Below are 25,475 nucleotides of genomic sequence, written 5' to 3'. Positions count from 1 at the left end.
CCGCCAGCTTTGGCTGCAAGCCAAGCCTTGGCTCAGGCGTCGAAGGCAGGCAGCAGCATGCGCGAAATGTCGGCGACCAGCGCTTCGCGCTGCGGCGAAGGACGCCAGAAGCTGCGCGTCGCGATGCCGGTCGATTCCCACTCGGGGTGGTTGCGCGCGGGTTGCGCGCCACGCACCGCCGCCGCAGCGGCGCGCGTGGGCGCGTCGCCGTCCTGTGGCGTGTCGGCGGCGATGCGCTGCGTTGCCGCATGGCCGCGCAGCTCCAGCGCCTGCGCGAGCTTGAGTTGCCACGCGACCAGCGTGAACAGCACGCCGTCTTCCACCGTGACCTCGTGCACGTCGCGCAGCTTGTTGGCGAGCTTGCGGCCCAGCGGCCCCCAGCCTTGCGACACCGCGCCGCCGATGGCGCCGCCCAAGGCCGCGCCCGCGCCGAGCGAAATGCCGGCCAGCGCAAGGTCGGCCACCACGCCCACGGCCGCGCCGATGACGGCGCCCTTGCCCAGGCGCAGGCCCGCATCCTTCATGGCATCGGGGCTGAAGAAATCGAGCGTCCAGCGGCCTTCGATCATCGGGAGCGGCGCCTCGTCGGCATCGCCCTGGCGAAAGCCGTAGAGCGCGAGCAGGTCGTCGGTGCAGCGCTGGGCCTTGTCGAACACGTCTTTCTGCAGGGCCGCGACCAGCGCCTGCCGCCGGGCCGCGTCGGCGAACTCGGTGGCCGAGACGGTGCGGCGTACCGCGGCCGCATCGACCAGCAATCCCGCGATACGCGTGCAGGCGGACTGGCGGCGCCCTGCGGCTTCGGTGTCGAGGGCGTCGGCCACGCCACGCAGTTGCTCGCGCCGGTCGCGCAGCAGCGTGGCGAGGTCGCTGTACAGGTCGCGCTCGGCACCGACGAAGGGGGCGGCCGCATCGAAGCGCACCTGCACATGCAGGCCATAGGCCGAGAGCAGCTCTTTCCACGCGGGCTCGCGGCTGGCGGCATCGCGCACGAAGTTCAGCACCGGCAGCACGGGGCGCGCGCAGGCGTTGAGCAGTTCGATCTCGTCGCGGAACTTCGGCAGCACCGGCTCGCGCACGTCGATGACGAGAAAGGCCGCATCGATGTCGAGCATGGTGCGCAGCACCTTGGCCTCCTGCTCGAACACGCCGTGGGCTTCGGGGCCTTTCAGGAACTCGCGGATGCGCTCGGGCGGCGTGGCCTGGGCATCGAAGCCCGCGAGGTGCTCGCGCAGTGCCACCGCATCTTCGAGGCCCGGGGTGTCGAAGAAGCGCACGGCGGCCTCGCCATTCACGTCGAGGTCGGCCGATTCGACATGGCGCGTGGTGCCCGGACGCTGCGACACCTCGCCGAAGTCGATGCGCCGCGTGAGCGTGCGAAGCAGCGAGGTCTTGCCCGCGTTGGTGTGGCCGACGACGGCGATGCGGATGGCTTCCTGCGTCATGGTGTGGCGGCCAGTCCTTGCAGTGCGATAGTGAGCCGGTCGCTGGCGGCGATGCGCTCGAGGCCGGTGCCCTGCAGCCAGTCGATCCAGCGGGCGGCCGCGCCGACGCCGGTTGCATCGGCCAGCCACAGGCGGCATTCACCGCAATGCGCCAGCACTTCGCGCAGGAAGCGCTCGGTGCCGCGGTCGGGGCTGGATGCGGCGTGGCACACCAGCAGCACGGCGCGCGGACGGGCCTGCGCCAGCTGGTCGAGCAGCATGCGGCGGGCCGGTGCGCTGCCGTCGATGCGCAGCACCTGCGCGGCATCGGCGGGCAGTCCGGTGGGCGGCCAGTGCATGTCGGGCGGCAGTTCGAAGCCGATGACGAAGAGCGCGTCCTGCAGTTCGGAGGGCGGCAATCCGGCGGGCGCGACGCCGCGGGTGCGGCCCGGGTCGGCATCGACGATGGCGGCCGGCGCGAGCGCCGTGAAGCGGGCCAGCAGCTTGCGGTAGTAGGGTTCGCTCCAGTCGGGCTGCAGCGCCTTGCGGCGGCTGCGCCAGATGGCGGCGCTCAGCAGCACCAGCGCGAATCGCGGCAGCAGGCCGTAGACGACGATGCAGCCGGTCAGCCACATCGCCCACGTCCGCTGGCCTGCCGCCCCGGGCGAGGCGGCGAGCACGGTGGCCGCGTCGGGCACCGGAAAGCCCAGTTGCGAGGGCGCCCAGCCCAACGCCTGCACGGCGCGCACGAAGAAGGCCGGGTCGAGGATGGTGGTCTCCCAGCTCAGTGTGTAGCTGCGGAAGGCCAGCGCGAACAGCATCGCGGCCAGCACCACGGCGAACGACAGCGACCAGATGCCATGGCTCACAAGACCGAAGAACCATGGCAGCAACTTTGCGCGGTTCAACAGCCCCGTGGCCGCGCGCACCAGCACCGGCGCCTGCCCGCGCTTGCCGCCGGCCACCCGCGCGGTGAGCGACAGCCAGATCCAGCCGAGCGATGCCGTGCTGAAGGAACCCGTCGGCAGCCACAGGCCGGCCAGCCACAGCAGCAGCGTGAGCGCATGCAGGCCCAGCAGGCTGACGAGCGCGACGATCACGTTGATGTGGCGCTCGCCGCCGCCCACCACATTGCCGGCGAGGCCCAGCCCGGCCACGACGATCAGCGCCACCAACGCGAGCAGCACCCAGGGCGCCCACTGCCGGGCGCGTGTCAATTCGGATTGAAGGCCGATGCGTTCGCCCAGCTGAAGGGCGCGTTCGATGATGCGGTTGGGGCCATCGGCCGCGCGCGAGGCGGCGGTGCGCAGGGCCTGTGCGTCGTCGAGCGGACCGGTCTGCTCGGTCCATCGGATCGCCTCGGTGATCACCGCATCCGTAAAGGCAGGTTCGCGCAGCGCGGTGTTGATCAACAGGGTCCCTTCGGAAGTGGCCTCCCGCACAGCGCCGGGGCGCGGGAATTATGCCCGGCGCCTTGCGAGCGCCCATGAGAAACGGGGCCGCGAGCGGCCCCGTTCTCGAAGGGTTGACGGATCGAAAGCGCGGTGCGGTCTCAGCGAAGGCCGAAGAACGAAAGCACTGCGACAACGACCACGACCAGACCGACGATGTAGATGATGGAATTCACGCGAGGACTCCTCGTTGATTGCGATGAACCAAGGATCAGGCTTTGCCGGGGCGGGCGATGTCGGCGGGGAGCGGCCCATGCTGTAGGACTTGCGAAGCGCTATCGGTGCACCCTTGGCGCTGCGCTCATGACAAATCCCCGGTTTGCGCGGCTTTGTCAGCAGGTGCTGGCGGATGTGACCATTGTTTGCAATGCGTCATCCGCATCCACGCAAGACTCGGGCCCTTCCAGAAAGGCCCAGCCATGCGACCTGCCGAGCAGTCTTCCTTCACCGGCGCTCATCCCGCGCATCCAGGCGCCCGTTCGCATCGGCCTGCCGATGGGCCGATAGCCCAGCCCCATGCGCAACTGCTCCCCACATTGTTCGACCGCCTGCGCGACGAGGCGCCGAGCCGCGACAGCGAACTGCCTTCCGAATACGCCGTCACGCCTGCGCAGATGCGCGGCATCGTGCAGCGCGACCTCGCGTACCTGCTCAACACCACCAACGCCGAAGACCTGATCGATCGCGAGCGCCACCCCGACGCGGCCTCTTCGACGATCAACTACGGCATGCCGCCGCTCGCGGGCAGCTACCTGTCGGAACGCAAGTGGGCGGACATCGAACGCATCATCCGCCGCGCCATCCAGGACTACGAGCCCCGGCTGATTCCCGAAACGGTGACGGTGGTGCCGCTCATGAAAGAAGGCGGTGCGGCCGGTGAATACAACGTGCTGCTGTTCGAGATCCGCGCGCTGATCCACCTGCGGCCCTATCCGCTGGACTTCACCGTGCAGAGCGCGGTCGATCTGGAAACCAACCGCATGCGCGTGATCTCTTCCGCGCGCTGAATCCTCCGACACGACGACTTCATTTTTCAGGGAAACACCTCGCCATGGATCCGCAACTTCTCGACTACTACAACAAGGAACTGGTCTACATGCGCGAGGCCGCGAGCGAGTTCGCTGCCTCGCACCCCAAGATCGCGCGGCGCCTGGGCATGCACGGCATCGAAGTCGCCGACCCGTACGTGGAACGGCTGATCGAGTCGTTCAGCTTTCTCTCGGCGCGCATGCAGATCAAGCTGGACGCCGAATTTCCGCGCTTCACCCAGCGGCTGCTCGAAGTGCTGTACCCCAACTACCTGAGCCCCACGCCGTCGATGGCGGTGGCGCAGTTGCATCCCAGCGTGAAGGAGGGCGACTTCACGCGCGGCTTCGCGGTGCCGCGCGGCACGGCCTTCCATGCGCGGGTGCCGGCCGGCGAGGAAACGCCGTGCGAGTTCCGCTCCAGCCAGGACGTGACGCTGTGGCCCATCGAGATCGTCGATGCCAGGCTCACCGGCGCACCGCCCGACATTCCCGCGCTCGAGCGCTACCTGCCGCCGCATGTGCAGGTGACGGGTGCATTGCGCCTGCGGCTGCGCACCGTGGGCGAAATGGGCTTCGGCGCGCTGGTCGGCCTCGACCGGCTGCCCATCTACCTGCGAGGCAACGAGCATGTGGCCTCGCATCTTTTCGAACTGCTGCACACCTCGGCAGTCGCCACCTTCGTCGGCGAGCCGGGCAAGCTGATGGACCGGCCGCACGTCGTGACCGATGGGGCGCTGGTGCACGAAGGGCTGGCGCCGGGCCAGGGGCTCTTGCCGCTCGCCTGGAACACCTTTCATGGGCATAACCTGCTGCACGAATACTTCGCCTGCCCGGAGCGCTTCTACTTCTTCACCTTGACCCAACTCGCGCCGGGGCTTGCGCGCGTGCAGGGCAAGGAAGTCGAGATCCTGGTGCTGCTGGGCAAGCCGCCGGGCTCGCTGGGTGCGCTGGTCGATGCGGCGCAGTTCGCGCTCTTCAGCACGCCGGTGGTCAACCTGTTCGAGCGGCGCACCGACCGCGTCGAGCTCAATGAGGCGCAACCCGAGTTCCACCTGGTGCCCGACCGTTCGCGGCCGCTGGACTTCGAGGTCTATTCGGTCCAGCGCATCGCGGGCCAGCAGGCGCAGACCACGGCCGAACTGGAGTTCCGTCCGCTCTACCAGACGCTCAACGAAGACGAAGGCAATCACGGCCGCTATTTTTCGGTGCGCCGCGAGCCGCGGCTTGCGTCCGACACGGCGCGCAAGTACGGCACACGCACGCCTTACATCGGCACCGAGGTGTTTCTCTCGCTGGTCGACCAGCACGAGGCGCCGTACCCGGAGAGCCTTCGCTACCTGTCGGTGAAGGCGATGCTCACGAACCGCGACCTGCCGTGCCTGGTGCCGCGCAACGGGCATTCCGACCTGGCGGTGTCCGACTCGATCCCGGTGTCGGCGGTGGGATTGATCCGCCCGCCGAGCACGCCGAAGTCGCCGTTCGCGCAGCGCGAGATCGCATGGCGGCTCATTCGCCAGCTCGGCTTCAACCACCTGCCGCTGGCCGACATGCCGCACCGCGAAGGCGCGCAGGCCTTGCGCGACATGCTGCGGCTGTTCGTGTCGGCCGACAGCGACGTGCTGCGCCGGCAGATCGACAGCCTCGTGGGCTCGCGCATCGAGCCCGTGACGCGGCGCCTGCCGGGCTCGGGCCCGTTGATCTATGGACGCGGCGTGCAGTGCACGCTGAGCGTGGACGAGGAGGGCTTCTCTGGCACGAGCCCGTATCTGCTGGGCCTGGTGCTGGAGCACTACCTCGCGCGGCATGTGAGCATCAACGTGTTCACGCAGACCACGCTCGAATCGATGCAGCGCGGCACGGTCGCCAAGTGGCCCGTGCGCATGGGCGGGCGCGGGATCGTCTGAGGGCCGGTCAGCGCTTCCTGGCGGGTCCCAGGGCCTGCTCAACCAGCCAGCGCATGGCGGCGCGAACTTCCTTTGCGTCGGCGCCCGCATCGATCTCCAGCGCTGCACGGTCGAAGGCGGCCGACAGCAACTGCGAGAGCGCATCGACGGAGACTTCGCCGCGCCCCATGCCCGCGCGCTTGAGGCCCTCGCGCAGCGAGTGCGCCGCATTGGCATCGTCGATGGCCATCGCCTCGGCCATGCCCAACGCGGCGGGGCCGTCGATCAGCAGCAGCCGCGTGCGGCCGGGCACGGTCATGGCGTCCAGATAGGCCTCGCTGCCCTGGAGCAGCGCCTCGCGCGGGCCCAGCCGCTCGGGTGCGGCAGCTTCGATGTCGGCCGCGACCGCCATCGCCTCGCGCGCGAGCACCTGGCGGAACAGGTCGCGCTTGTCCGCGAAGTGGTGGTACAGCGCGCCGCGGGTGATGCCTGCGGCCAGCGCAATTTCGGGGGTGGAAGTGTCGCCGTAGCCCTTGCTGACGAAGAGCGCGCGGGCGGCTTCGATCAGTGCGAGCTGGGTGCTTTCGGTGCGTTCGCGGTTGGTGGCCATGGCAGGAATTTACATGCAGGCTGTCTGTAGGTTAGTATTTGTCATACATGCAGACTGTATGTTTTATAAAAAAGGAGTCCTCCATGAAAGTCACGAGCTATTACCCCGTCGTCATGACTGGGGACGTGGCCGGCACCGCCGCCTTCTACCGATCGCACTTCGGTTTCGTGCCGCTCTTCACCAGCGACTGGTACGTGCACCTGCAACTGGAGGGCGAGCCCTCGGTGAACTTGGCGGTGCTCGACGGCCGCCACGAGACCATTCCCGCGCCAGCGCGCGGCCAGGTGGTGGGCGGGCTGCTGCTGAACTTCGAGGTGGAGGATCCCGACGCCGTTCACGACCGGCTGAAGGCGGCGGGCCTGCCGATTCTTTTGCCGCTGCGCGACGAGGCCTTCGGCCAGCGCCACTTCATCACGAGCGACCCGAACGGCGTGCTGATCGACATCATCAAGCCGATTCCGCCGAGCGGGGAGTTCGCGGCGCAGTACGAGGCCGGTACCTTGCCGGCCTGAGCGCGCTCAGGCGCGCAGCGCCTCGTCCTCGGGGTCTTCGCCCAGAAACCCGCCGCTCTGGTGCGCCCACAAGCGCGCATACAGCCCGCCTTGCGCCATCAGCGTGCGGTGGTCGCCTTCTTCCACCACGCGGCCTTCGTCGAGCACGATGAGCCGGTCCATCGCCGCGATGGTCGAGAGCCGGTGCGCGATGGCGATCACGGTCTTGCCTTCCATCAGCGTGTAGAGGCTCTGCTGGATCGCGGCCTCGACCTCGGAGTCGAGCGCGCTGGTCGCTTCGTCGAGCAACAGGATCGGCGCGTCCTTGAGCATCACGCGCGCGATCGCCACGCGCTGGCGCTGGCCGCCCGAGAGCTTCACGCCGCGCTCGCCCACGTGCGCCTCGTAGCCGCGACGGCCGGTCGCATCGCCCAACGTCTGGATGAAGTCGTGCGCCTCGGCGCGACGGGCGGCCGCCTCGATCTGCGCATGCGGCGCATCGGGCCGGCCGTAGGCGATGTTGTCGGCCACCGAGCGGTGCATCAGCGAGGTGTCCTGCGTGACCATGCCGATGTGGCTGCGCAGCGAATCCTGCGTGACGTGCGCGATGTCCTGCCCGTCGATGAGGATGCGGCCGCTCTCCAGGTCATGGAATCGCAGCAGCAGGTTCACCAGCGTCGACTTGCCCGCACCCGAGCGGCCGACCAAGCCGATCTTCTCGCCGGGCTTGACCGTGAGGTTCAGGTTGTCGATGACGCGGCGGCCCGCATCGGCATAGCGGAAGCTTGCTTTCTCGAAGCGCACTTCGCCGCGCGGCACGTCGAGCGCCGTGGCTTCGGCCGCATCGAGCACGGTGCGCGGGCGCGACAGCGTCTTCATGCCGTCCTGCACCGTGCCGATGTTCTCGAACAGGCTGGTCATCTCCCACATGATCCAGTGCGACATGCCCTGCAGCCGCAGCGCCATCGCGGTGGCCGCGGCCACCGCACCCACGCCCACCGTGCCGTTCGACCACAGCCACAGCGCCGTGCCCGCCATGCCGGCGGTGAGGCCCATGCTCAGCGTGTGGTTGACGATTTCGAAGGCGCTCACCAGCCGCATCTGGCCGTAGCCCGTGTGCATGAACTCGCGCATCGCATCGCGCGCAAAGCCCGCCTCGCGCTGCGTGTGCGAGAACAGCTTGACGGTCTGGATGTTGGTGTAGGCGTCTGTCACGCGGCCGGTCATCAACGCGCGTGCATCGGCCTGCGCCTTGCCGACCTTGCCCAGCCGCGGCACGAAGTAGGCGAGCGCGCCGATGTAGAGCGCCAGCCAGATGATGAAGGGCCACACCAGCTGCGAATCGAGCACGCCGACCAGGATGATCATGGTCGCGACGTACACGCCCATGGCCACCAGCACGTCGGCCAGCACGAAGATGGTGTCGCGCACCGCGAGCGCGGTCTGCATCACCTTGGCCGTGATGCGGCCTGCGAACTCGTCCTGGTAGAAGGCCATGCTCTGGCCCAGCATCAGCCGGTGGAAGTTCCAGCGCAGGCGCATCGGCAGGTTCACCGCCAGCGTCTGGTGCTTGACGATGGTCTGCAGCGCCACCACCCCGATGCTGACCACCAGTACCGCGGACATCCACAGGAGCGCGTCGCCGCGGTCGGCCCACAGCTGCGAGGGCACCTGCCCGCCGAGCCAGTCGACCACGCGCCCGAGGATCGCGAACAGCGCCGCCTCGAAAATCGACATGATCGCCGTGAGCACTGCCATGACGGCGATCTTGCCGCGCACGCCATGCATGCACGCCCACAGGAAGGCGAAGAAGCCTTGCGGCGGCAGTGGCGGTTCGGCGGCGGGGTAGGGGTGGAGGAGTTTTTCGAAGAAGCGGAACAAGGACACGGTCTCCCAGAGAGCTCCGGACTTTAGCCGCGCTCGCATGACCTTGCCCTGAAAAGGTGCGTTGTTCTATCGCTTGCGTGGCCTGGCCGCTGCGGGCGCTGTTGTCTTTGGTTCCAGCCCGCCGAGCCGCTCGCCGAGGAAGTCGATGAAAGTACGCAGCTTGGGCGCCATGTACTGGCGGCTGGTGTACACCGCGAAAAGCGTGGCGGGCTCGGCCTGGTAGTCGGGCAGCAGCTGCACGAGGCGGCCCTCTGCGAGGTCGTCGTCGATGAGCCACAGCGGCAGGAACGCGATGCCCATGCCCGCATGCACCGCGTGCAGCGTGAGCGTGGTGTCGTCCGAACGCATCGCGGGCGCCAGGCGCAGCGGCAGCATCCGCCCGCCCGGTCCCTTGAGCGCGAGGTTGTCCAGGTTCACGTAGCTGGGCACGATCGCGCCGAGCCTCGACAGGTCAGCCGGCAGCGCGGGGCACCCGCCCATGCGCTTCAGATACTCGGGCGTGCCCACGAGGTGAAAAGGCACGCGGCACAGCGGCCGCGCGATCAGCGCGGGCGAGGGCTCCTGCGTGGCGCGCAAGGCGAGGTCGTAGCCGTCGGCAGCCAGATCGACCTTGCGGTTCTCCAGGTGCATGTCGACCAGCACTTCCGGAAAGCGCTCTCGGTAATCGGCGAGCACGCGCGCGAAGCGTGGCGTGGCGCACCACACCGGCGCGCTCACCTTGAGCTGGCCGCGCGGCGCCTCGCTCGTTTGGCCGATCGCAGCCTCGGCCGCATCGAGCAGGTCGAGCGCGCGGCGGCTCTGCTCGTACCAGGCGGTGCCGGCTTCGGTCAGGCTCAGGTGGCGGCTGGAGCGGTGCAGGAGGCGCGCGCCGAGCGACTTCTCGAGCTGCGCCACATGCTTGCTCGCCATGGGCGGCGACATCGAAAGCCGTCCAGCCGCCGCCGTGAAGCTGCCGGCCTCGACGACCTCGCGGAATACGCGCAGGCTGGTCATGCGGTCCATGGATGATTTCCTCCGGAGAAACGATTCCATGCATCGTAGCCTGTCGATTTCTTTGCAGGAAATGTCTACAGTCGATCCAACGCTTGAAGGAGCATCGACTTGACCCACGACAACACCACATCCCGTCTCCCCACGTACTTCATCTCCCACGGCGGCGGCCCCTGGCCCTGGATGAAGAAGGAGATGGGCGCCACCTACGACCAGTTGGCCGCCTCGCTGGCCGACATGCCGCGCCAGATCGGCCGCACGCCCAAGGCCATCCTCATGGTGTCTGCGCACTGGGAGGCGCCGGCTTTCACGGTGCAGGGCAACCCGAAGCCGCCCATGATCTACGACTACGGCGGCTTCCCGGCCCACACCTACGAGGTGCACTACGACGCGCCCGGCTCGCCCGAGCTCGCGCAGCGCGTGCAGTCGCTCATCGCCGCGGCGGGCCTGCCGGTGCAGATCGACCCGGAGCGCGGCTACGACCACGGCATGTTCGCGCCGATGGCCGCGATCTACCCGAAGGCCGATGTGCCGGTGGTGCAGCTGTCGCTGCGCCGCGGGCTCGATGCGGCCGAGCATCTCGCGCTGGGCCGCGCGCTCGCACCCTTGCGCGACGAGGACGTGCTGATCGTCGGCAGCGGCTTGAGCTATCACAACCTGCGCAACTTCGGCCCGCAGGCGCATGGCGTGTCGAAGGCCTTCGACGACTGGCTCGATGCGGCGGTGGTGAAGGGCGCGCCGGCCGAGCGCGCCGCGCAGCTGAAGAACTGGGAAGCGGCGCCCGCCGCGCGCATGGCGCATCCGCGCGAGGAGCACCTGATTCCGCTGATGGTCGCGGTCGGTGCGGCCGAAGCCGACGTCGGCGAGCGCGTGTACCACGAGGACGCCTTCATGGGCGGACTGGTGGTGTCGAGCTACCGCTTCGGCGCGGTCTGAAGGAGCGAGAGGCGGGTTGCGGTGAAGATCAGGGCCGGGGCTCGTGGCGCCTGGCCCCGTCGGCATCGACGAGCCCGACGCGGGTTTGCCGCCCCCAGGTTCCGCGGCCGGTCAGGAAGGTCCACCAGCCCCACGCGGCGCCGGTGTGCCGCAGGATCTGGAAGGTGAAGGGCTCCACCAGCGCGGCCAGGAAGGCCTGCGCCATGTGGGCTTCGCCGGGTCGGCCGACCCAGCGCCGGTACAGGTGCACCGACCACAGGTGAAAGGCCAGGTCGAGCACGATCTTCGCGCCGATCACCCCGGCCACCGGCGCGAGCACGCCGAAGTTGCCGCGCACCAGGTACATCAGCAAGAGCCCGAAGGCGGCCAGCCCGTAGAGCGGCTGCAGCGTGTCGATGGCCTTCACCGGCAGCATCAGCGTGCCCAGCCAGCCGTAGCGCCGGTCGCCCACCATTGCGCGGTACCAGTACTGCGTTTGCAAGAAGCCGCCGAACCAGCGGCGGCGTTGCCGCAGGAAGGCGCCGGTGCTGCTCGGCGCGTCGGTGTGGGCCTGCGCGTCGCCCAGCACGCGCACGGTCCAGGCCAAGCCGTGTGCCTGCGAGTGGCGGTGCAGCCTGTGGATGAGCTCGTAGTCTTCGACCAGGCAGTCGGTGTCGAAGCCGCCCACCGCGCGCACCGCGTCGAGCCGGAAGCCGGCAAAGGCGCCCGAGATCAGCAGCAGCCCGTTGACCCGCATCCACGCATAGCGCGAGAGAAAGTTGCGGATGTACTCGTAGGTCTGGAACCACTGAAAGCAGCGCCCGGCCAGCGTTCGGCTGCACACGGGGGTGATGACGCCGGTGGCCGCCACCAGGTTCGGCTCGGCCGCGAATGCGCGGCGCACCGCGCCGATGGCCTCCTTGTCGAGCAGCGTGTCGCCATCCACGGTGAGCACGGTGTCGGTGTCGATGCACAGCATGGCTGCATTGAGCGCCACCGCCTTGCCGCCGTGGGGCAGGCGCAGCCAGTAGAGGCCGGGGTGCAGGGTGCTCACCTCGCTCAGCGCGCCCGGCGTGGGGGCAGTGAGGCCGTAGTGCGCGGCGAGCAGTTCGGCGGTAGCGTCGGTGGAGCCGTCGTCCGCGATCACGATGCGGTCGGGCCGGTCGCTTTGCCCGAGCAGCGCGGCCAGCGTGACCGGCAGCACCGCGGCCTCGTTGTGCGAGGCGACGATCACGCCCAGCGTGGTGCGGTGCGCGCGGTTTTCGGGGGCAGGGGGCCGCGGCAGGGCCCGCAGGATGGGCAAGGTCTTCCAGCCCACGAACAGCAGCAGCACGGTGTCGTAAAGCACATAGGCCACGCCCACCGACCAGGCCCGCACGTTGCCGATGCGAAACGCCATGGCGAACAGCAGCGCCCAGAGCGCGAGCACGCCGCCGTGGATCAGCCAGCTTCGCAGCGGCGTGGCGGACGGGGAAAGCCGCGGCGATGCGGCCACGAACGCGCGTTGGAGTGAATCGTTCAAAAGAAAGCTGCGGAGACGAAAGCTGCGGAAACTGAAAAGGCTGCGTGTGGTCGGCAAACGAAGTACGCAAGAACCCGACCAACGGTTTCAAGGCGCCAGGAAGGCCCGGGCAATGCCGGGACAATCGAGCGCGCCGAAGACTGAGTGCGTCCAGCCCCGAAAATTCCCCCATGCCCGAACAAAAGAACCGCTACACCAGAACCGCCATCGCGCTGCACTGGGCGATCGCGCTGCTCATGGCGATCAACATCGCCTTGATCCTGCTCGTGAACTACTACCCCGAAGAGTGGGTGCGCCCCGTCATCGACACCCACAAGTCGACCGGCATCACGGTGCTGGGGCTGGTGATCCTGCGCATCCTGTGGCGCGCGACCCACCGGCCGCCGGCCATGCCCGGCTCGTACGGACGCATCGAGCGCTTCGGCGCGCATGCCGCGCACGGCGTGCTCTACCTGCTGATGGTCCTGCTGCCGCTGTCGGGCTGGATGCACGATTCGGCCTGGAAAGACGCGGCCACGCACCCCATGCAGCTCTTCGGTCTCTTCGAATGGCCGCGCATCGGATGGATCTCGGGCATCGAGCCGGCGCTCAAGGAAACATGGCACACGGTGCTGGGCGGCGTGCACACCTGGGCCGGCTACGTGTTCTACGTGTTCTTTGCCCTGCACGTGCTGGGGGCGCTGAAGCACCAGTTCTTCGACGGCGAAGCCGAACTGCAGCGGATACTGCCTTGAACCGGGCGCCGCTCAAGCGGCCGGTTCGGCCGGCCCGCGCTGCAGCATCCCCATCAGGAAGGTGTGCAGCAGCGCCTCGCGCGTGGCGAGCAGCTGAGGCGTTGCGCGGCCCAGGTGGCCGCCGCTGGTTTCCTCGTACAGCCACGCCTCTGCATACCCCAGCGCCCGCATGCGCGCCACCATCTTGCGGGCGTGCGACGGATGCACGCGGTCGTCGTTGCGGTTGCCGATGAACAGCGTGGGCGGATAGGCCACGCCTTCACGCAAGCTCTTCAGATTCTGCAGGGGCGACCAGCGCGCGAGCACCGCGCGGTCTGCCGCCACCGCCGGGTCGCCGTATTCCTCCACCCAGGATGGCCCCGCCGTGAAGCGCGTGAACTCGAGCATGTCGGTCAGCGGCACGCGCGCCACCGCGGCGCCGAAGAGCTCCGGCCGCTGCACCAGCACGGCCGACACCAGCGCGCCGCCGTTGCTCGCGCCGTAGATGCCCAGCCGCTGGGGACGCGTGATGCGGCGCCGCGCCAGGTCTTCGGCGACCGCGATGAAGTCGTCGAAGGCAGCCTGCCGGCGCGTTCCCTTCGCTGCTTCGTACCAGCCGGGGCCGAACTCGCCGCCGCCGCGGATGTGCGCCATCACGTAGACGCCGCCATAGCGCAGCCAGTTGATGCCGGGCAGGCGCTGGTAGTCGAGTTCGAGCGCGATGCCGAAGCCGCCGTAGCCATACAGCAGCGTCGGGGCCTGGCCGTCCATGGCCAGTGCGGCAGGCGCGATCACCGTGTAGGGAATGAGCGTTCCGTCGGCCGAACGCGCCTCCAGCCGCTGTACCTTGAGGCCGGCGGCGTTGAAGAAGCTGGCCTGCCGCTTGAGCGGTGCCCATGGCTGGGGCTCGGCAACGTCCAGCTGGCCGTAGTTCTGAGGCACGAGCGGCGCCTGCGTGGTGAGCCACACCAGATCGTTCTGGTCGGCGCGGTCGGCGCGGATGTCGACCACGCCGGCCACACTGACATCGGGCAGCGCGACATTGCGGAGCTCGAAGGCGTCGCCGGTCCAGCGCTGGAACGAGAGGCGCGGCTGCAGGTTGTCGGACCAGGCGATGGCAAAGCCGTCGCGCACCCGCTCCCAGCGGATCAGGCGCTGGCGCGGTGCTGTCGACAGCAGCGCGTGAAAGCGACGCACCGGCTGGGTCGCGGTGGCTATGGGCGTGGCGAGCACGCTGCCCGCCGGGTGGCGCGTCGTGCCGTCGTTGAAGTCGCTGCGCAGCCAGAGCACCAGCCAGCCTTCGCTGAGCCAGGTGGTCGCATCCTGCGGAAGGTCGAGCGGCGGCGACAGCGTGTCGCCCTGCAGCAGTTGGTAGCGGCCCTGGAAGAAGCTGATGCGGCGCCCGACCAGCGCGGCGGCGGGCTGTCCGTCCTTGGGATCGAGGGTATCGATCGACATGCTCATGTCGGACGGCTCGCCGCGCAACAACTCGGTCGCTTCGGCCAGCGCGCTGCCGCGGCGCCAGCGGCGGACCGTCAGGGGGTAGCCGCTGCGGCTGAGTGCTCCGCCGCCGGACTCGGTGGCGACCAGCACCTCGTCGTCGCCGTACCAGTCGGCCCACTGCTTGGCGAGCGGTAGCCGGAAGCCGTCTGCCACGAATTGCCGTGAGGACAGGTCGAACTCGCGCATCTCGGTGCGGTCGGCGCCGCCTGGCGAGAGGTAAACCAGTGCGCGTTCGCCATTCGGGCTCAGCACGTAGGAGGCGAAGGTCCAGGCGCGGCCTTCCTGCTGGCCGAGCTTGTCCAGGTCGACCAGCACCTGCCACGCGGGGCGTTCCTTGCGGTATTCCTCGAGCGTGGTGCGGCGCCAGACGCCGCTCGGCTGGGCGGCGGTGCTGTAGAAGTTGTAGAGGTGGCCGCGGTGGGAACGAACGAACTGGATGTTGCTGTCGCGCGCGGACACGGCGGCCAGCGTGTCCTCGTAGCGGCGCGCGTAATCGGGCAGGCCGGTGATCAGTTGCCGGGCCTCGGCGGTGCGCGCCTGCACCCATGCCAGGGCCTCGGTGCCATCGGGCTGTTCCAGCGCGGAGGCCAGATCGACGGCGTCCTGTGCCCGGGCGGCAAACGGCTGGAGGAGGGGATGGGAAAGCGCGAGCAGTGCAAGCTGGCGGCGGTTCAACAAGGTCATGGTGCTGGGGAGCTGGGAAGTGCGACCTGCACCACGGCGTCGTGGACGGGCCGGCGGACTGTGGGTTCGTTGAAGAGCGTGCGATCCGTTCCAGGAACGCTGCGGCGGATTCTATGAAGGGCATGCCGACCGCTCGCTGCGGTGTCCAAAGCCGCGCGGCAAAATCGCGCGATGCCCCCGACCCCCGACAGTCCAGCCGCTCTTTTGGCGCGCAGCGAGATCGCGCGCATCGACGCGCTCTCCACCCACCACGACCCGGTGCACGAAGGCGTGCGCGTGCGCTGGCGCCGCTTCGGCACCGACACGGCTCAGCCGCCCATCGTGCTGCTGCACGGCGGCCACGGCAGCTGGATGCATTGGCTGCGCAATGCCGAGGCTTTGTCGGCCCAACGCACGCTGCTCCTGCCCGACATGCCGGGCTTCCACGATTCCGATGCGCTGCCGCGCGTGGCGCCCGGCGAAGACTCACTGCTGCCCTTGCTCAAGGCACTCGGCGGCACGCTCGATGCGCTCGTCGGCGCGGGCACGCCCATCGACCTGGGCGGCTTTTCCTTCGGTGGCCTCACCGCCGCGCGCTTTGCGGTGCAGCGCGGCGCGGTGCGCAAGCTCGCGCTGCTGGGCAGCGGCGGCCACGGCACGCTGCGCCGCATGACGGCGCAGATGATCAACTGGCGCGCCGCCCCCGACCGCGAGGCCGAGCGCGCCGCGCTGCTGCACAACCTGGGCGCGCTGATGCTGCACGACACCTCGGCCATCGATGCGCTGGCCTTCGAGATCCACGACATCTCCTGCCATGGCACGCGCTTTCGCAGCAAGGAGGTGTCGCAGGCGGGCGGTCTTCGCAAGGCGATCGACACGCTGGGCGTGCCCACGCTGCTGCTTTGGGGCGAGTACGACGTGACCGCCGACCCGCGCCCGCTCGTGGCGCAGCTTGCAGGCGAGGGCCCCGGCCGCGAAGGCATGGTGATCGACGGCGCGGGGCACTGGGTGCAGTACGAGCGCGCCGCCGAGACCAACGCGCGGCTCCTGAAGTTCTTCGGCTGAACTTCGCCGCTGCTGCCGCCGTTACTGCTTCGTGAGGCCGAGCTTGCGGATGGTCTCGGCCCACTGGTCGTAGGTCGTGCGCGTCAGCTCGGCCAGTTGCTGCGGGGTCGATGATTCCGCTTCGTACGCGCCCTGGTGGAAGAAGTCGCGCGTGGCCGGCATCGCGAGCACCTGCGCCAACGCAGCGTTGAGCTTCGTCACCACCGGCGCCGGCATGTGCGCCGGACCATAGAAGCCGAGCCAGCTCGCCATGTCGACGCCGCTCACGCCTTGCTCGGTCATCGTGGGCACGTCGGGAAGCATCGCGCTGCGCTTGGGCGCCGCCACCGCGAGCATGCGCACCTTGCCGGTGGCCGTGTTCTGGATGGCATTGGGCGCCGCATCGAAGTAATACTGCACGCGGCCCGCGAGAAAATCCTTCGCCGCATCGGCGCCGCCCTTGTAGGGCACATGCACCACGTCCAGCCCGGCCTGCCGCGCGAAGGCCTCACCGTAGATGTGCGACGAGGTGCCGGTGCCGAAGGAGGCGTAGCTCATCTTCCCGGGGTTGGCCTTGATGTAGGCGACCAGCTCCTGCACGTTGCGCGCCGGCACGCTGGTGTGCACCGTCAGCACCAGCGGGCCGCGCGCGCCGAGCGAGATGGGCGTGAGGTCCTTGAACGGGTCGTAGCGCACCTGCGCCAGCGTCTGCGGGTTCTGCGCGACCACGGAAGAGGGCGCGTACATGAAGGTGTAGCCGTCGGGCGCCGCGCGGATCACCTCCTCGGTCGCGAGGATGAAGCTCGCGCCCGGCCGGTTCTCGACGATGACCGGCGTCTGCAGCACCTCGCCGAGCTTGTTGGCGACGAAGCGCGCCTGCGAATCGGAGGCGCCACCCGCCGCGAGGCCGAGCACGATGCGGATGGTGCGGCCCTTTTCCGGAAAGGCCGCCGGCGAAGCTGCGAGCGAAGTCAGCGGCAAGGCGACCGCGCCCAGCGCGAGCCACGCGGCCGCACTGCGTCGGGTGATGAAAGAAGAGGGGCTCATTGCTTGGCCAAGCCTACCTGCTGCACCATCGCGCCCCAGCGTTCGTAGGTCGTGCGCGTGATGCCGGCGAATTCCTCCGGCGTCGTCGCACCCGCTTCGTAGCCGCCCGTGCGATAGAACTCGCGCACCTGCGGCATCGCCAGCACCTGCGTGAGCGCCGCATTGAGCCTGGCCACCACCGGCGCGGGCATGTGCGCCGGTCCGTAGAAGCCGAGCCAGCTCGGCAGGTCGAGCCCCGCGATGCCTTGCTCGGCGAAGGTGGGCACATCGGGCAGCGCCGGGATGCGCGCGTTCGCCGCGATCGCGAGGATCTTCACCTTGCCCGAGGCCGAGGTGATGACCGCCGACGAGGCCGAGTCGAACATGTACTGCACGCGCCCGCCGATCAAATCTTTCGCCGCGTCCGAGCCGCCCTTGTAGGGGATGTGCACCGCATCGACGCCGGTCTTCTTCACGAAGGCCTCGCCGTAGATGTGCGAGGAGGTGCCCGCGCCGAACGAGGCATAGCTCACCTTGCCGGGGTTGGCCTTCACGTAAGCCACAAGTTCTTTCACGTTGTTGGCCGGCACCGTGGTGCTCACCGACAGCACCAGCGGCCCGCGCCCGCCCATCGAGATGGGGGTGAAGTCCTTGAACGGGTCGTAGGGCACCTGCGCGAAGGTGTGCGGGTTCTGCGCCATCGTGGAAGAGGGCGCGTAGAGCAGCGTGTAGCCGTCGGGCAGCGCGCGAGACACCTCGTTGGCCGCGAGCATCGTGCTCGCGCCGGGGCGGTTGTCCACGATCACGCTGGTGCCCAGCACCTCGCCGAGCTTCTGCGCCACGATGCGCGCCTGCGCATCGGTGCCGCCGCCGGCGGTGAAGCCCACGACGATGCGGATCGGTTTGCTGCGCGACGGGAAGTCCTGCGCGAACGCGAGCGGCGCCAGGCCCAGCAAGGCCGCGGCGCCGAGGGCCGAGCCGAATGCACGGCGGGTGCCGTTGAGTGTCTTCATCGATGTCTCCGTTGAAATGTTCTTCTTATATTGATTTAGAAAATCATAAAAATCCACATTAACTAGGGAATACCCCGAACAAATGGCTTTTATGGCCTTTTGTGTTTGACAAAATGAACATTGAAATCAAAATGCGACGAAACAGCCCATCCAGGACACCTATCCATGAAAACTGTCGTCCGCACCGACGAGCGCATCCTGTCCTCCGACATCTTCGACCGCGACAGCCGCGTCAAACGCCCTGACCACGGCAGCTGGGCCGAGCCCGGCAAGAACATCCCGGTCTATCACCGCTGCGGCGTGCTGGTGGTCGGCGGCGGGCCTTCGGGCACTGCCGCCGCCGCAGCCGCAGCCCGCGCTGGCGCCGACGTGGCGCTGCTCGAGCGCTACAACCACCTGGGCGGCCTGTCGACCGGCGGGCTCGTGATCTGGATCGACCGCATGACCGACTGGGAAGGCAAGCTGGTGATCCGCGGCTTCGCCGAAGAGTTGTTCGACCGCCTCCCCGCCGACGCTATCGCCGGCCCGCAGCGCGAAGACTGGGGCTCGCAGGACGCGGCCAAGGCCGCGCACTGGTCGCAGCGCACGGCGGCGTACCACGGCGTCGTCACCTGGTCGCCCACCATCGACCCCGAGCGCCTGAAGTTGCTCTCGCAGGAGATCGTGCTGGAGCGCAAGGTCAAGCTCATCTACCACTCGTGGGCCGCGATTCCGATCGTGCAGGACGGCGCCGTCAAGGGCGTGGTCTTCGAGAGCAAGGAAGGCCGCATGGCCATCATGGCCGACGTGGTGGTCGATGCCACCGGCGACGGCGACCTGTTCGCCCGTGCCGGCGCCGCCTTCGTGAACGACATCGAAGAGGCCGACGTGCACCACTGCATGAACACCTCGTGGCTCTTCGGCGGCGTGGACATGAACCGGTGGATCGAATTCAAGGCCGGCCAGCCCGAGGCCTTCGCCGGCTTCATGGCGCGAGGGCGCGAGCAGTTGGGTCTTTTCGAACGGCCCTTCGTCTCCTGGCGCAACGACGTGGCGCTCTTCATGGGGCCGCGCCAGTCGGGCTACTCGGCGCTCGACGTGGACGACCTCACGGCCGTCGAAGTGCGCTCGCACCGCGCGATGGCCGCGCACCTCGATTACTTCAAGGCGCACGCGCCCGGTTTCGAAGACGCCTACCTGATGCTGAGCGCGCCCCAGATCGGCGTGCGCCATGCGCGGCGCCTCTCCGGCGTGGGCTCGGTGCTGCGCAGCCAGTGGCCCGATGGCGTGGCGCTGGCGGACGAGATCGGCGTGTCGCCCGCGGTGTCGCCGAAATTCCCGAACATCTCCATTCCCTATGGCGCGCTGGTGCCGCAGCAGCTCGACGGCCTCCTGGCCTGCGGGCGCCACATCTCGTGCGACCGCAATTCGCACGGCTTCATGCGCGAGATTCCGCAGTGCTGGATCACCGGGCAAGCAGCCGGCGTGGCGGCGGCATTGGCCTCGCGCGGCGGCATCGCGCCGCGCTTCATCGAGGTCGGCGCGCTGCAGTCCGAATTGCTGGCGCAGGGCGTGTACCTGCGCGCCGGTGCGGAGCAGGGCGCGGCATTTGTCGCGGCCGAAGCCAGCGCCTGACCGCATCCCCGCTTCGCCATGAACCCGGCCGACTCCCTTTCGCGAGCCTCTACATTGCAGAGTCTTGCAAAGCGTTCAAAGGGTCCCTCCATGTCCAACGAAAAAAACGACAGCTCTCTTTCCGCGGCCGATGCTTCCGATGCGCGCGGCGAGCGCTCCGACACGGTGAGCGCGCTGGAGCGCGGCATCTCGGTGCTGCGCTGCTTCAGCGAAGACCGGCCGGTGCTCGGCCATGCCGAGGTGGCGCGCATCACCGGCATTCCGCGCCCCACGGTCAACCGGCTGGTCGCGACGCTGCTCTCGCTGGGCATGCTCAAGCCCGCGCAGGTGGCCGACCGCTTCATGCTCGGGCCGGGCGTGGTGTCGCTCTCGCGCGTGTTCCTCGGCAGCCTCGATGTGCGCGCCGCCGCGCGGCCCAGCATGCAGGCCATGGCCGAAGAGGTCGGCGCCTCGGTCTACCTCGCCATACGCGACGGCATGGAGATGGTGCTGATCGAGGCCTGCCGCCCGCGCTCGTCGATGCTCTCGGCCCGGCTGGACGTGGGTTCGCGCGCGCCGCTGCCGAATTCGGCGCTCGGCCGTGCGTATCTCTCGGCGCTGCCCGATGCGCAACGCAACCAGCTGGTCGATTCGATGCGCCTCCTGCGCGGCCCCGAATGGGACGGCATCGCCGCGCCCATGACGCGCGCCATCGGCGAAGCCAGGAAGCTCGGCTACTGCCTCTCGCTCGGCGAATTCCATCGCGAGATCAACTCGGTGTCGGTGCCGCTCATCGGCCCCGACGGCGAGGTGATGGCGCTCAACGGCGGCGGCGCCGCCTTCGTGTTCACCGAAGACAGGTTGCGCAACGAACTCGCACCGCGGCTGCATGACATCGCGCTCACCATTGCGCGCGACATCGGCGGCCACGTGCCTACACCCACGCTCACGCCCTCGCCGGGCTAGCAACCCGGCCGGGGTTCATTCCCCACGACGACAGAAGAACGGAGACACAGGTCATGCACCTGAGCAACGAAGAAAAAGCCATGTACGACGGCCGCGACGGACCGGCCGTGCAGAAGGCGATGGACCTCCTGATGCGCTACGGCGAAGCCCTCGGCGCCGAGCGACTGGTCGAGACGCGCAACGTCTGCGCCACCATCACCTCGACCACGCCCTTCCAGCGCGACTTCGCGCTTGCCAAGGGCGGCGGCATGGACGCGGTGTTCTCCGAATTCAGCCTCGACAGCCAGGAGACGGTCGAGATCCCCAAGTTCAAGGTCTTCACCAGCCACCTGCAGCTGGGTTTCGACCCCGGCCAGCCCGAGCGCATGGGCGTGAGCGAGGAGATCGTGCAGTTCTACAACCGCAGCGAGCGGCATGCGGCCGGCCTCGGTGCGCAGATCATGAACACCTGCACGCCCTACCAGGTGGGCAACATCCCGACGCGCGGCGAGCACTGCGCGTGGATGGAATCGTCAGCGGTGGTGTATTGCAATTCGGTGCTGGGTGCGCGCACCAACACCGAGGGCCGCGAGAGCACGGGCGCGGCAATGCTCACCGGCCGCATTCCCTACTGGGGCTACCACCTCGACGAGAACCGCCGCGCGACGCATGTGATCGAGCTCGACATCGAGGTCGAGTCGGTGCAGGACTGGGGCCTGCTGGGCTACTACATCGGCGAACACGTGCAGGAGCGCGTGCCGGTGGTGCACAGCAGGCGCGGCATCGGCCGTGTGCCGAACCTGCCGCGGCTCAAGCACTTCGGGGCGGCGGCATCGTCGTCGGGCGGCGTGGAGATGTATCACATCGCCGGCGTCACGCCCGAGGCGCTGACGCTGGAACAGGCGCTCGGCGGCAAGGCGCCCGTCGAAGTGCTGCGCTACGGCGAAGCCGAGCGCCGCGCGACCTACGAGAAGATCAACGTGACGGGCAAGGACGCCGAAGTGCAGTACGTGATGCTGGGCTGCCCGCACTACACCATCGAGCAGATCTGGGAGGCCGCGCAGCTCATCGAGGGGCGCAAGGTGCACCCCGATTGCGAGCTGTGGATCTTCACGCCGCGCGCCATCAAGTCGCTGGCCGACCGCAACGGCTACACGAAGATCATCGAAGACGCGGGCGGCATCCTCATGACCGACAGCTGCTCGGCCATGAGCCGCGCGGTCCCCAAGGGCACGAAGACGGTGGCGCTCGATTCGGCCAAGCAGGCGCACTACCTGCCCGCCATCCTCGGCGTGCAGGCCTGGTTCGGCAGCACGGCCGAATGCGTGGATGCGGCCTGCACCGGCCGCTGGAACGGGAGCTACGCATGAGCGCTGAAGTCATGACCGAAGAGAAGACCATCGTCATCCGCGGCCGCAAGGTCGTGGGCGGCGTCGCGGAAGGCGAGGCGCTGGTCACGCGCGACCGCATCTCGGGCTGGGGCGGCATCGATCCGCGCACCGGCACCGTCATCGAGACGCGGCACGAACTGCGTGGCCAGAGCTTTGCGGGCAAGGTGCTGGTGTTCCCGGGCGCCAAGGGCTCGTCGGGCTGGTCGGCGATGTTCCACATGACGCGGCTCATGAACTCGGCGCCCGCGGCGTTCCTGTTCAACGAGATGACGACCAAGATGGCGCTGGGCGCCGTGGTCACGCACTCGCCTTCGATGACCGATTTCGAACGCGATCCGCTCGAATGCATAGCGACCGGCGACTGGGTGCGCGTGGACGCCGACCGCGGCGTGATCGAGATCACCAAGAAGAATCACAAGACCGGAGACCGCCCATGACACGCCCATTGCGCAGCAACTTCCCGCGCGGCTCCTATCTGTGGTCGGTGCGCAATGCGCACTGGCGCGCGCTCGGCATCCCCGAAGAGGATTGCGAGAAGCCCAAGATCGCCATCGTCAACAGCTCCTCGGAGCTGGCCGCGTGCTTCAGCCATCTCGACAAGGTGGCGGCGGAGATCAAGACCGCGATCCGCGCGGCGGGCGGCGTGCCGTTCGAGATCCGCACCGCCGCGCCCAGCGACTTCATCACCGGCGCGGGCGCGCGCGGCGCCTACATGCTCGGCGCACGCGACCTCGTGACCAACGACATCGAGGTGGCCGTCGAAGGCGCGCAGCTCGACGGCATGGTCTGCCTCACCTCGTGCGACAAGACCGTACCGGGGCAGCTCATGGCGGCCGCGCGGCTCAACATTCCGGCGCTGCTCGTGCCCTGCGGCTACCAGCCCAGCGGCGAGTACCGCGGCAAGCACATGGACATCGAGGAGGTGTTCATCGGCGCGATGCACGCGGTCACTGGCAACCTGCCCATCGAAGAACTCGTGGGCATGAGCCGCGAGGCGATCCGCGGGCCGGGCGTGTGCTCGGGGCTGGGCACGGCGAACTCGATGCACATCGTCTGCGAGGCGCTCGGCATGGCGCTGCCCGGCAGCGCGCCCGTCGCCGCGCTGAGCCCGAAGATGATGGACGACGTGCGCGCAGCCGGCGCGCGCATCGTGCAGATGGTGCTGGACGACCTGAAGCCGCGCGACATCCTCTCGCCCGGCGCCTTCGCCAATGCGGTGCGTGCGGTGCTGTCCATCGGCGGCTCGCTCAACACGGCCAAGCACCTGCAGGCGATATCGACCGAAGGCGAGTGCGGCGTCGACGTGTACGGCCTCTTCGAAAGCCTCGGGCCCACGACGCCGGTGCTGGCCGGCGTGCGGCCCATCGGCGAGCATTCGATCGAAGCCTTCGAGGCGGCGGGCGGTTGCCGCGCGCTGATGAAGCAGCTCGCGCCGCTGCTCGACACGGGCGCGCTCACGGTGACCGGCGGCACTGTCGCAGACAACCTGCGCCATGCCGAAGTGATGGATGCCGAGGTCATCCGCCCCATCGACCGCCCGGTCGCGCCGCTGCCGGCCATCGTGCTCCTGCGCGGCAATCTCGCGCCCGAGTCGGGCCTCATCAAGACCGGCATCGCCGAGCGCAAGGTGCGCCGCTTCACCGGCCCGGCCGTGTGCTTCTGGACCTCGGACGCCGCCATCGCCGCGCTGAAGAACAACGAGATCGTTCCCGGCCAGGTGGTCGTGATGCGCGGCGCCGGTGCCTGCGGCGGCCCGGCCATGGGCGGTGGCGCATCGCGCGTGGTCTTCGCGGTCGATGGCGCGGGCCTGGGTGACCAGGTCGCGCTGCTGACCGACGGGCACCTCTCGGGCCTGGTCTGCAAGGGGCTCGTGGTGGCCGAGGTGTCGCCCGAAGCCGCGCTCGGCGGGCCGCTCGGCCTGGTGCGCGACGGCGACGTGATCACCATCGACCTGGACGCGCGCCGCCTCGACATCGCATTGACCGACGCCGAGCTCGCCGCCCGCCGCGCCGACTGGCAGGCGCCGCCGCCGGCCTTCGACACCGGCTGGCTGCAGCAGTACCGGCGCAATGTGAGCCCGTTGTCCAAGGGCGCGGTGCTCGTGCGCACCGAACGCCCGCAGCCCGCCAGCTAGACCTTTTCCAACCCGGCTTCGCCAACCGGTGCGCACCCCCATGCGCACCCGGTGGCGCAGCCCTGCGCCATTTCCGAGTGATTCCAGAGTTTTCAACCAAGAAAAGAGCAGGAGACAAGAAACCATGAAGAGACTTTTGATGTGGTCGGCCATCGGCCTCGCCAGCGGCGCGGCGCACGCGCAATCCAGCGTGACCGTGTTCGGCGTGATGGACCTGGGCGTCCAGTACACCAAAGGCGAGGGCGGCGGCTCGGTCAAGGCGCTGTCGAACGGCGGACTCTCGACCAGCCGGATCGGCTTTCGCGGCACCGAAGACCTGGGCGGTGGCCTGCGCGCGGGCTTCTGGCTCGAAGGCAGCCTGAACCCCGACCTGGGCACTGGCCGGCCCAGCAACACCAACAACCAGACGAGCGGGGCGGGCACGGCGGGGCCGATCACCTTCGACCGCATGTCCTTCGTGAGCCTTTCGCACGATTCGCTGGGCGAAGTGCGGCTGGGCCACGACTTCATTCCCACGCACTACAACAGCATCTACTTCGACCCCTTCAACGCCAACGGCGTGGCGCGCGCGGGCAACCTCACCTTCGCGGGCGCGGGCACCGGGCCGCTGCCCACGGCCATCACCGGCAGCAACACGGTGAGCTACTGGCTGCCGGCCAGGCTGGGCGGCTTCTACGGCATGGCGATGATCGGCACCGGAGAGAACGACTCCACCGCGCCGAACCGCGACGACGGCAACTTCGGCGGCGCGCGCTTCGGTTTTGCCTCGGGCGCATTCGACATCGCCGCGGCCGTGACGCGCTCGCACTTCAATGCCACCTCCACCATCGGCAACTACACGCACGCCAACATCGGCGGCTCGTGGGATGCGGGCTTTGCGAAGTTCTTCGCGCTCTACAACAAGGTGACGGTGAAGCTCGCCGCCGGCACGGTGCGCAAGAACACCGCCGAGATCGGCGCGCACATTCCGGCCTTCGAAGTCGGCCGCATCCGCGTGAGCTACGCCTACCTGGACGACCGCAGCGACGAGAGCCTGCGCAACGCCAACGGCATGCCGCGCAACCGCGACGACGCGCGCCAGTTCGGCATCGGCTACGTCCACAACCTCTCCAGGCGCACCGCGCTCTACGGCACCTACGCGCGGCTCATGAACAGCGGGCAGGCGCGCTACGTGGTGAGCGGCGGCAGCGCGCCGGCGGGCGGGCGGCGCTCGTCGGGGTGGGAGTTCGGTGTGCGCCACCTCTTCTGATCT

General features: G+C 68.8%; 21 protein-coding genes. 12 read left to right on the top strand and 9 right to left on the bottom strand.

What is annotated here, in order from left to right; all coding sequences use genetic code 11:
* Nucleotides 1-32: 32 nt before the first annotated feature.
* A complete protein-coding gene (locus tag M2282_RS07275; protein WP_280808100.1) occupies nucleotides 33-1,442 on the bottom strand; it encodes a GTPase/DUF3482 domain-containing protein in 1,410 nt (469 codons plus the stop codon).
* A complete protein-coding gene (locus M2282_RS07270; protein ID WP_280808099.1) occupies nucleotides 1,439-2,833 on the bottom strand; it encodes a DUF2868 domain-containing protein in 1,395 nt (464 codons plus the stop codon). The genes M2282_RS07275 and M2282_RS07270 overlap by 4 nt, the downstream gene beginning before the upstream one ends.
* Nucleotides 2,834-3,291: 458 nt before the next feature.
* On the opposite strand from M2282_RS07270, the gene tssE reads away from it, so the two are divergent.
* Both tssE and tssF read left to right on the top strand, forming a co-directional pair.
* Nucleotides 3,292-3,879, top strand: a complete 588-nt coding sequence (gene tssE, locus M2282_RS07265; protein WP_280808098.1) for a type VI secretion system baseplate subunit TssE — start codon at nucleotides 3,292-3,294, stop codon at nucleotides 3,877-3,879.
* Nucleotides 3,880-3,923: 44 nt separating this feature from the next.
* Nucleotides 3,924-5,804 (top strand): type VI secretion system baseplate subunit TssF, encoded by a 1,881-nt coding sequence (gene tssF / locus M2282_RS07260; RefSeq protein WP_280808097.1) that lies wholly within the window; start codon nucleotides 3,924-3,926, stop codon nucleotides 5,802-5,804.
* A 7-nt stretch (nucleotides 5,805-5,811) separates the two neighbouring features.
* On the opposite strand, the gene M2282_RS07255 is transcribed toward tssF, so the two are convergent.
* Nucleotides 5,812-6,393, bottom strand: coding sequence for a TetR/AcrR family transcriptional regulator (locus M2282_RS07255; protein ID WP_280808096.1), 582 nt, complete (start codon nucleotides 6,391-6,393; stop codon nucleotides 5,812-5,814).
* 83 nt (nucleotides 6,394-6,476) lie between these two features.
* Between M2282_RS07255 and M2282_RS07250 the strand changes: the two genes are divergently transcribed.
* Nucleotides 6,477-6,905: a VOC family protein gene (locus M2282_RS07250; protein ID WP_280808095.1), complete on the top strand. Its 429-nt coding sequence runs from the start codon at nucleotides 6,477-6,479 to the stop codon at nucleotides 6,903-6,905.
* A gap of 6 nt (nucleotides 6,906-6,911) precedes the next feature.
* On the opposite strand, the gene M2282_RS07245 is transcribed toward M2282_RS07250, so the two are convergent.
* Both M2282_RS07245 and M2282_RS07240 read right to left on the bottom strand, forming a co-directional pair.
* Nucleotides 6,912-8,810: an ABC transporter ATP-binding protein gene (locus tag M2282_RS07245; RefSeq protein ID WP_280808094.1), complete on the bottom strand. Its 1,899-nt coding sequence runs from the start codon at nucleotides 8,808-8,810 to the stop codon at nucleotides 6,912-6,914.
* Between the two features lie 27 nt (nucleotides 8,811-8,837).
* On the bottom strand, nucleotides 8,838-9,773 hold the full coding sequence (locus M2282_RS07240) for a LysR family transcriptional regulator (RefSeq protein WP_280808093.1): 936 nt from the start codon (nucleotides 9,771-9,773) through the stop codon (nucleotides 8,838-8,840).
* Between the two features lie 99 nt (nucleotides 9,774-9,872).
* Here M2282_RS07240 and M2282_RS07235 point away from each other — a divergent pair, with 99 nt between their 5' ends.
* Nucleotides 9,873-10,697 (top strand): DODA-type extradiol aromatic ring-opening family dioxygenase, encoded by an 825-nt coding sequence (locus M2282_RS07235; RefSeq protein WP_280808092.1) that lies wholly within the window; start codon nucleotides 9,873-9,875, stop codon nucleotides 10,695-10,697.
* Nucleotides 10,698-10,725: 28 nt separating this feature from the next.
* On the opposite strand, the gene M2282_RS07230 is transcribed toward M2282_RS07235, so the two are convergent.
* Nucleotides 10,726-12,198: a glycosyltransferase family 2 protein gene (locus tag M2282_RS07230; protein WP_280808091.1), complete on the bottom strand. Its 1,473-nt coding sequence runs from the start codon at nucleotides 12,196-12,198 to the stop codon at nucleotides 10,726-10,728.
* 170 nt (nucleotides 12,199-12,368) lie between these two features.
* Here M2282_RS07230 and M2282_RS07225 point away from each other — a divergent pair, with 170 nt between their 5' ends.
* Nucleotides 12,369-12,932, top strand: coding sequence for a cytochrome b (locus M2282_RS07225; RefSeq protein WP_280808090.1), 564 nt, complete (start codon nucleotides 12,369-12,371; stop codon nucleotides 12,930-12,932).
* Nucleotides 12,933-12,944: 12 nt separating this feature from the next.
* Here M2282_RS07225 and M2282_RS07220 read toward each other — a convergent pair whose 3' ends face one another.
* Nucleotides 12,945-15,098, bottom strand: coding sequence for a prolyl oligopeptidase family serine peptidase (locus tag M2282_RS07220; protein ID WP_280808089.1), 2,154 nt, complete (start codon nucleotides 15,096-15,098; stop codon nucleotides 12,945-12,947).
* A gap of 171 nt (nucleotides 15,099-15,269) precedes the next feature.
* On the opposite strand from M2282_RS07220, the gene M2282_RS07215 reads away from it, so the two are divergent.
* Nucleotides 15,270-16,142 (top strand): alpha/beta fold hydrolase, encoded by an 873-nt coding sequence (locus M2282_RS07215; protein WP_280808088.1) that lies wholly within the window; start codon nucleotides 15,270-15,272, stop codon nucleotides 16,140-16,142.
* Between the two features lie 21 nt (nucleotides 16,143-16,163).
* On the opposite strand, the gene M2282_RS07210 is transcribed toward M2282_RS07215, so the two are convergent.
* Nucleotides 16,164-17,168 (bottom strand): Bug family tripartite tricarboxylate transporter substrate binding protein, encoded by a 1,005-nt coding sequence (locus tag M2282_RS07210; RefSeq protein WP_280808087.1) that lies wholly within the window; start codon nucleotides 17,166-17,168, stop codon nucleotides 16,164-16,166.
* Entirely contained in the window at nucleotides 17,165-18,160 is a 996-nt protein-coding gene (locus tag M2282_RS07205; RefSeq protein ID WP_280808086.1) for a Bug family tripartite tricarboxylate transporter substrate binding protein, read from the bottom strand. Before M2282_RS07205 ends, M2282_RS07210 begins: the two co-directional genes overlap by 4 nt.
* A 165-nt stretch (nucleotides 18,161-18,325) precedes the next feature.
* Here M2282_RS07205 and M2282_RS07200 point away from each other — a divergent pair, with 165 nt between their 5' ends.
* The 6 genes from M2282_RS07200 to M2282_RS07175 all read left to right on the top strand — a co-directional run bounded on the left by M2282_RS07200 (nucleotide 18,326) and on the right by M2282_RS07175 (nucleotide 25,472).
* Nucleotides 18,326-19,774 (top strand): FAD-dependent oxidoreductase, encoded by a 1,449-nt coding sequence (locus M2282_RS07200; protein ID WP_280808085.1) that lies wholly within the window; start codon nucleotides 18,326-18,328, stop codon nucleotides 19,772-19,774.
* Between the two features lie 90 nt (nucleotides 19,775-19,864).
* Nucleotides 19,865-20,719: an IclR family transcriptional regulator gene (locus M2282_RS07195; protein WP_280808084.1), complete on the top strand. Its 855-nt coding sequence runs from the start codon at nucleotides 19,865-19,867 to the stop codon at nucleotides 20,717-20,719.
* 53 nt (nucleotides 20,720-20,772) lie between these two features.
* Entirely contained in the window at nucleotides 20,773-22,068 is a 1,296-nt protein-coding gene (locus tag M2282_RS07190; protein WP_280808083.1) for an aconitase X catalytic domain-containing protein, read from the top strand.
* A complete protein-coding gene (locus M2282_RS07185; protein WP_280808082.1) occupies nucleotides 22,065-22,526 on the top strand; it encodes an aconitase X swivel domain-containing protein in 462 nt (153 codons plus the stop codon). Before M2282_RS07190 ends, M2282_RS07185 begins: the two co-directional genes overlap by 4 nt.
* Nucleotides 22,523-24,223 carry a dihydroxy-acid dehydratase gene (locus M2282_RS07180; RefSeq protein ID WP_280808081.1) on the top strand — a complete coding sequence of 567 codons (1,701 nt, stop codon included), beginning with the start codon at nucleotides 22,523-22,525 and terminating at the stop codon, nucleotides 24,221-24,223. Before M2282_RS07185 ends, M2282_RS07180 begins: the two co-directional genes overlap by 4 nt.
* A gap of 124 nt (nucleotides 24,224-24,347) precedes the next feature.
* A complete protein-coding gene (locus tag M2282_RS07175) occupies nucleotides 24,348-25,472 on the top strand; it encodes a porin (RefSeq protein WP_280808080.1) in 1,125 nt (374 codons plus the stop codon).
* Nucleotides 25,473-25,475: the final 3 nt, after the last annotated feature.

This window comes from Variovorax boronicumulans (genome assembly GCF_029892485.1).
In the GTDB taxonomy this organism is placed as follows: Bacteria; Pseudomonadota; Gammaproteobacteria; order Burkholderiales; family Burkholderiaceae_C; genus Variovorax; species Variovorax boronicumulans_B.
The sequence above is the reverse complement of the archived record's forward strand: the minus strand, read 5'-3'. Positions and strand labels throughout refer to the sequence as shown.

Excerpts from the sequence above, each read along its gene's own strand:
- M2282_RS07200 (WP_280808085.1), top strand. The coding sequence starts at position 18,326 with ATGAAAACTGTCGTCCGCACCGACGAGCGCATCCTGTCCTCCGACATC.
- M2282_RS07195 (WP_280808084.1), top strand. The coding sequence starts at position 19,865 with ATGTCCAACGAAAAAAACGACAGCTCTCTTTCCGCGGCCGATGCTTCC.
- M2282_RS07215 (WP_280808088.1), top strand. The coding sequence starts at position 15,270 with ATGCCCCCGACCCCCGACAGTCCAGCCGCTCTTTTGGCGCGCAGCGAG.
- M2282_RS07245 (WP_280808094.1), bottom strand. The coding sequence starts at position 8,810 with ATGCGAGCGCGGCTAAAGTCCGGAGCTCTCTGGGAGACCGTGTCCTTG.
- M2282_RS07220 (WP_280808089.1), bottom strand. The coding sequence starts at position 15,098 with ATGACCTTGTTGAACCGCCGCCAGCTTGCACTGCTCGCGCTTTCCCAT.
- M2282_RS07190 (WP_280808083.1), top strand. The coding sequence starts at position 20,773 with ATGCACCTGAGCAACGAAGAAAAAGCCATGTACGACGGCCGCGACGGA.
- tssF (WP_280808097.1), top strand. The coding sequence starts at position 3,924 with ATGGATCCGCAACTTCTCGACTACTACAACAAGGAACTGGTCTACATG.
- M2282_RS07210 (WP_280808087.1), bottom strand. The coding sequence starts at position 17,168 with ATGAGCCCCTCTTCTTTCATCACCCGACGCAGTGCGGCCGCGTGGCTC.
- M2282_RS07225 (WP_280808090.1), top strand. The coding sequence starts at position 12,369 with ATGCCCGAACAAAAGAACCGCTACACCAGAACCGCCATCGCGCTGCAC.
- M2282_RS07255 (WP_280808096.1), bottom strand. The coding sequence starts at position 6,393 with ATGGCCACCAACCGCGAACGCACCGAAAGCACCCAGCTCGCACTGATC.
- M2282_RS07240 (WP_280808093.1), bottom strand. The coding sequence starts at position 9,773 with ATGGACCGCATGACCAGCCTGCGCGTATTCCGCGAGGTCGTCGAGGCC.
- M2282_RS07275 (WP_280808100.1), bottom strand. The coding sequence starts at position 1,442 with ATGACGCAGGAAGCCATCCGCATCGCCGTCGTCGGCCACACCAACGCG.
- M2282_RS07180 (WP_280808081.1), top strand. The coding sequence starts at position 22,523 with ATGACACGCCCATTGCGCAGCAACTTCCCGCGCGGCTCCTATCTGTGG.
- M2282_RS07250 (WP_280808095.1), top strand. The coding sequence starts at position 6,477 with ATGAAAGTCACGAGCTATTACCCCGTCGTCATGACTGGGGACGTGGCC.
- M2282_RS07185 (WP_280808082.1), top strand. The coding sequence starts at position 22,065 with ATGAGCGCTGAAGTCATGACCGAAGAGAAGACCATCGTCATCCGCGGC.
- tssE (WP_280808098.1), top strand. The coding sequence starts at position 3,292 with ATGCGACCTGCCGAGCAGTCTTCCTTCACCGGCGCTCATCCCGCGCAT.
- M2282_RS07175 (WP_280808080.1), top strand. The coding sequence starts at position 24,348 with ATGAAGAGACTTTTGATGTGGTCGGCCATCGGCCTCGCCAGCGGCGCG.
- M2282_RS07205 (WP_280808086.1), bottom strand. The coding sequence starts at position 18,160 with ATGAAGACACTCAACGGCACCCGCCGTGCATTCGGCTCGGCCCTCGGC.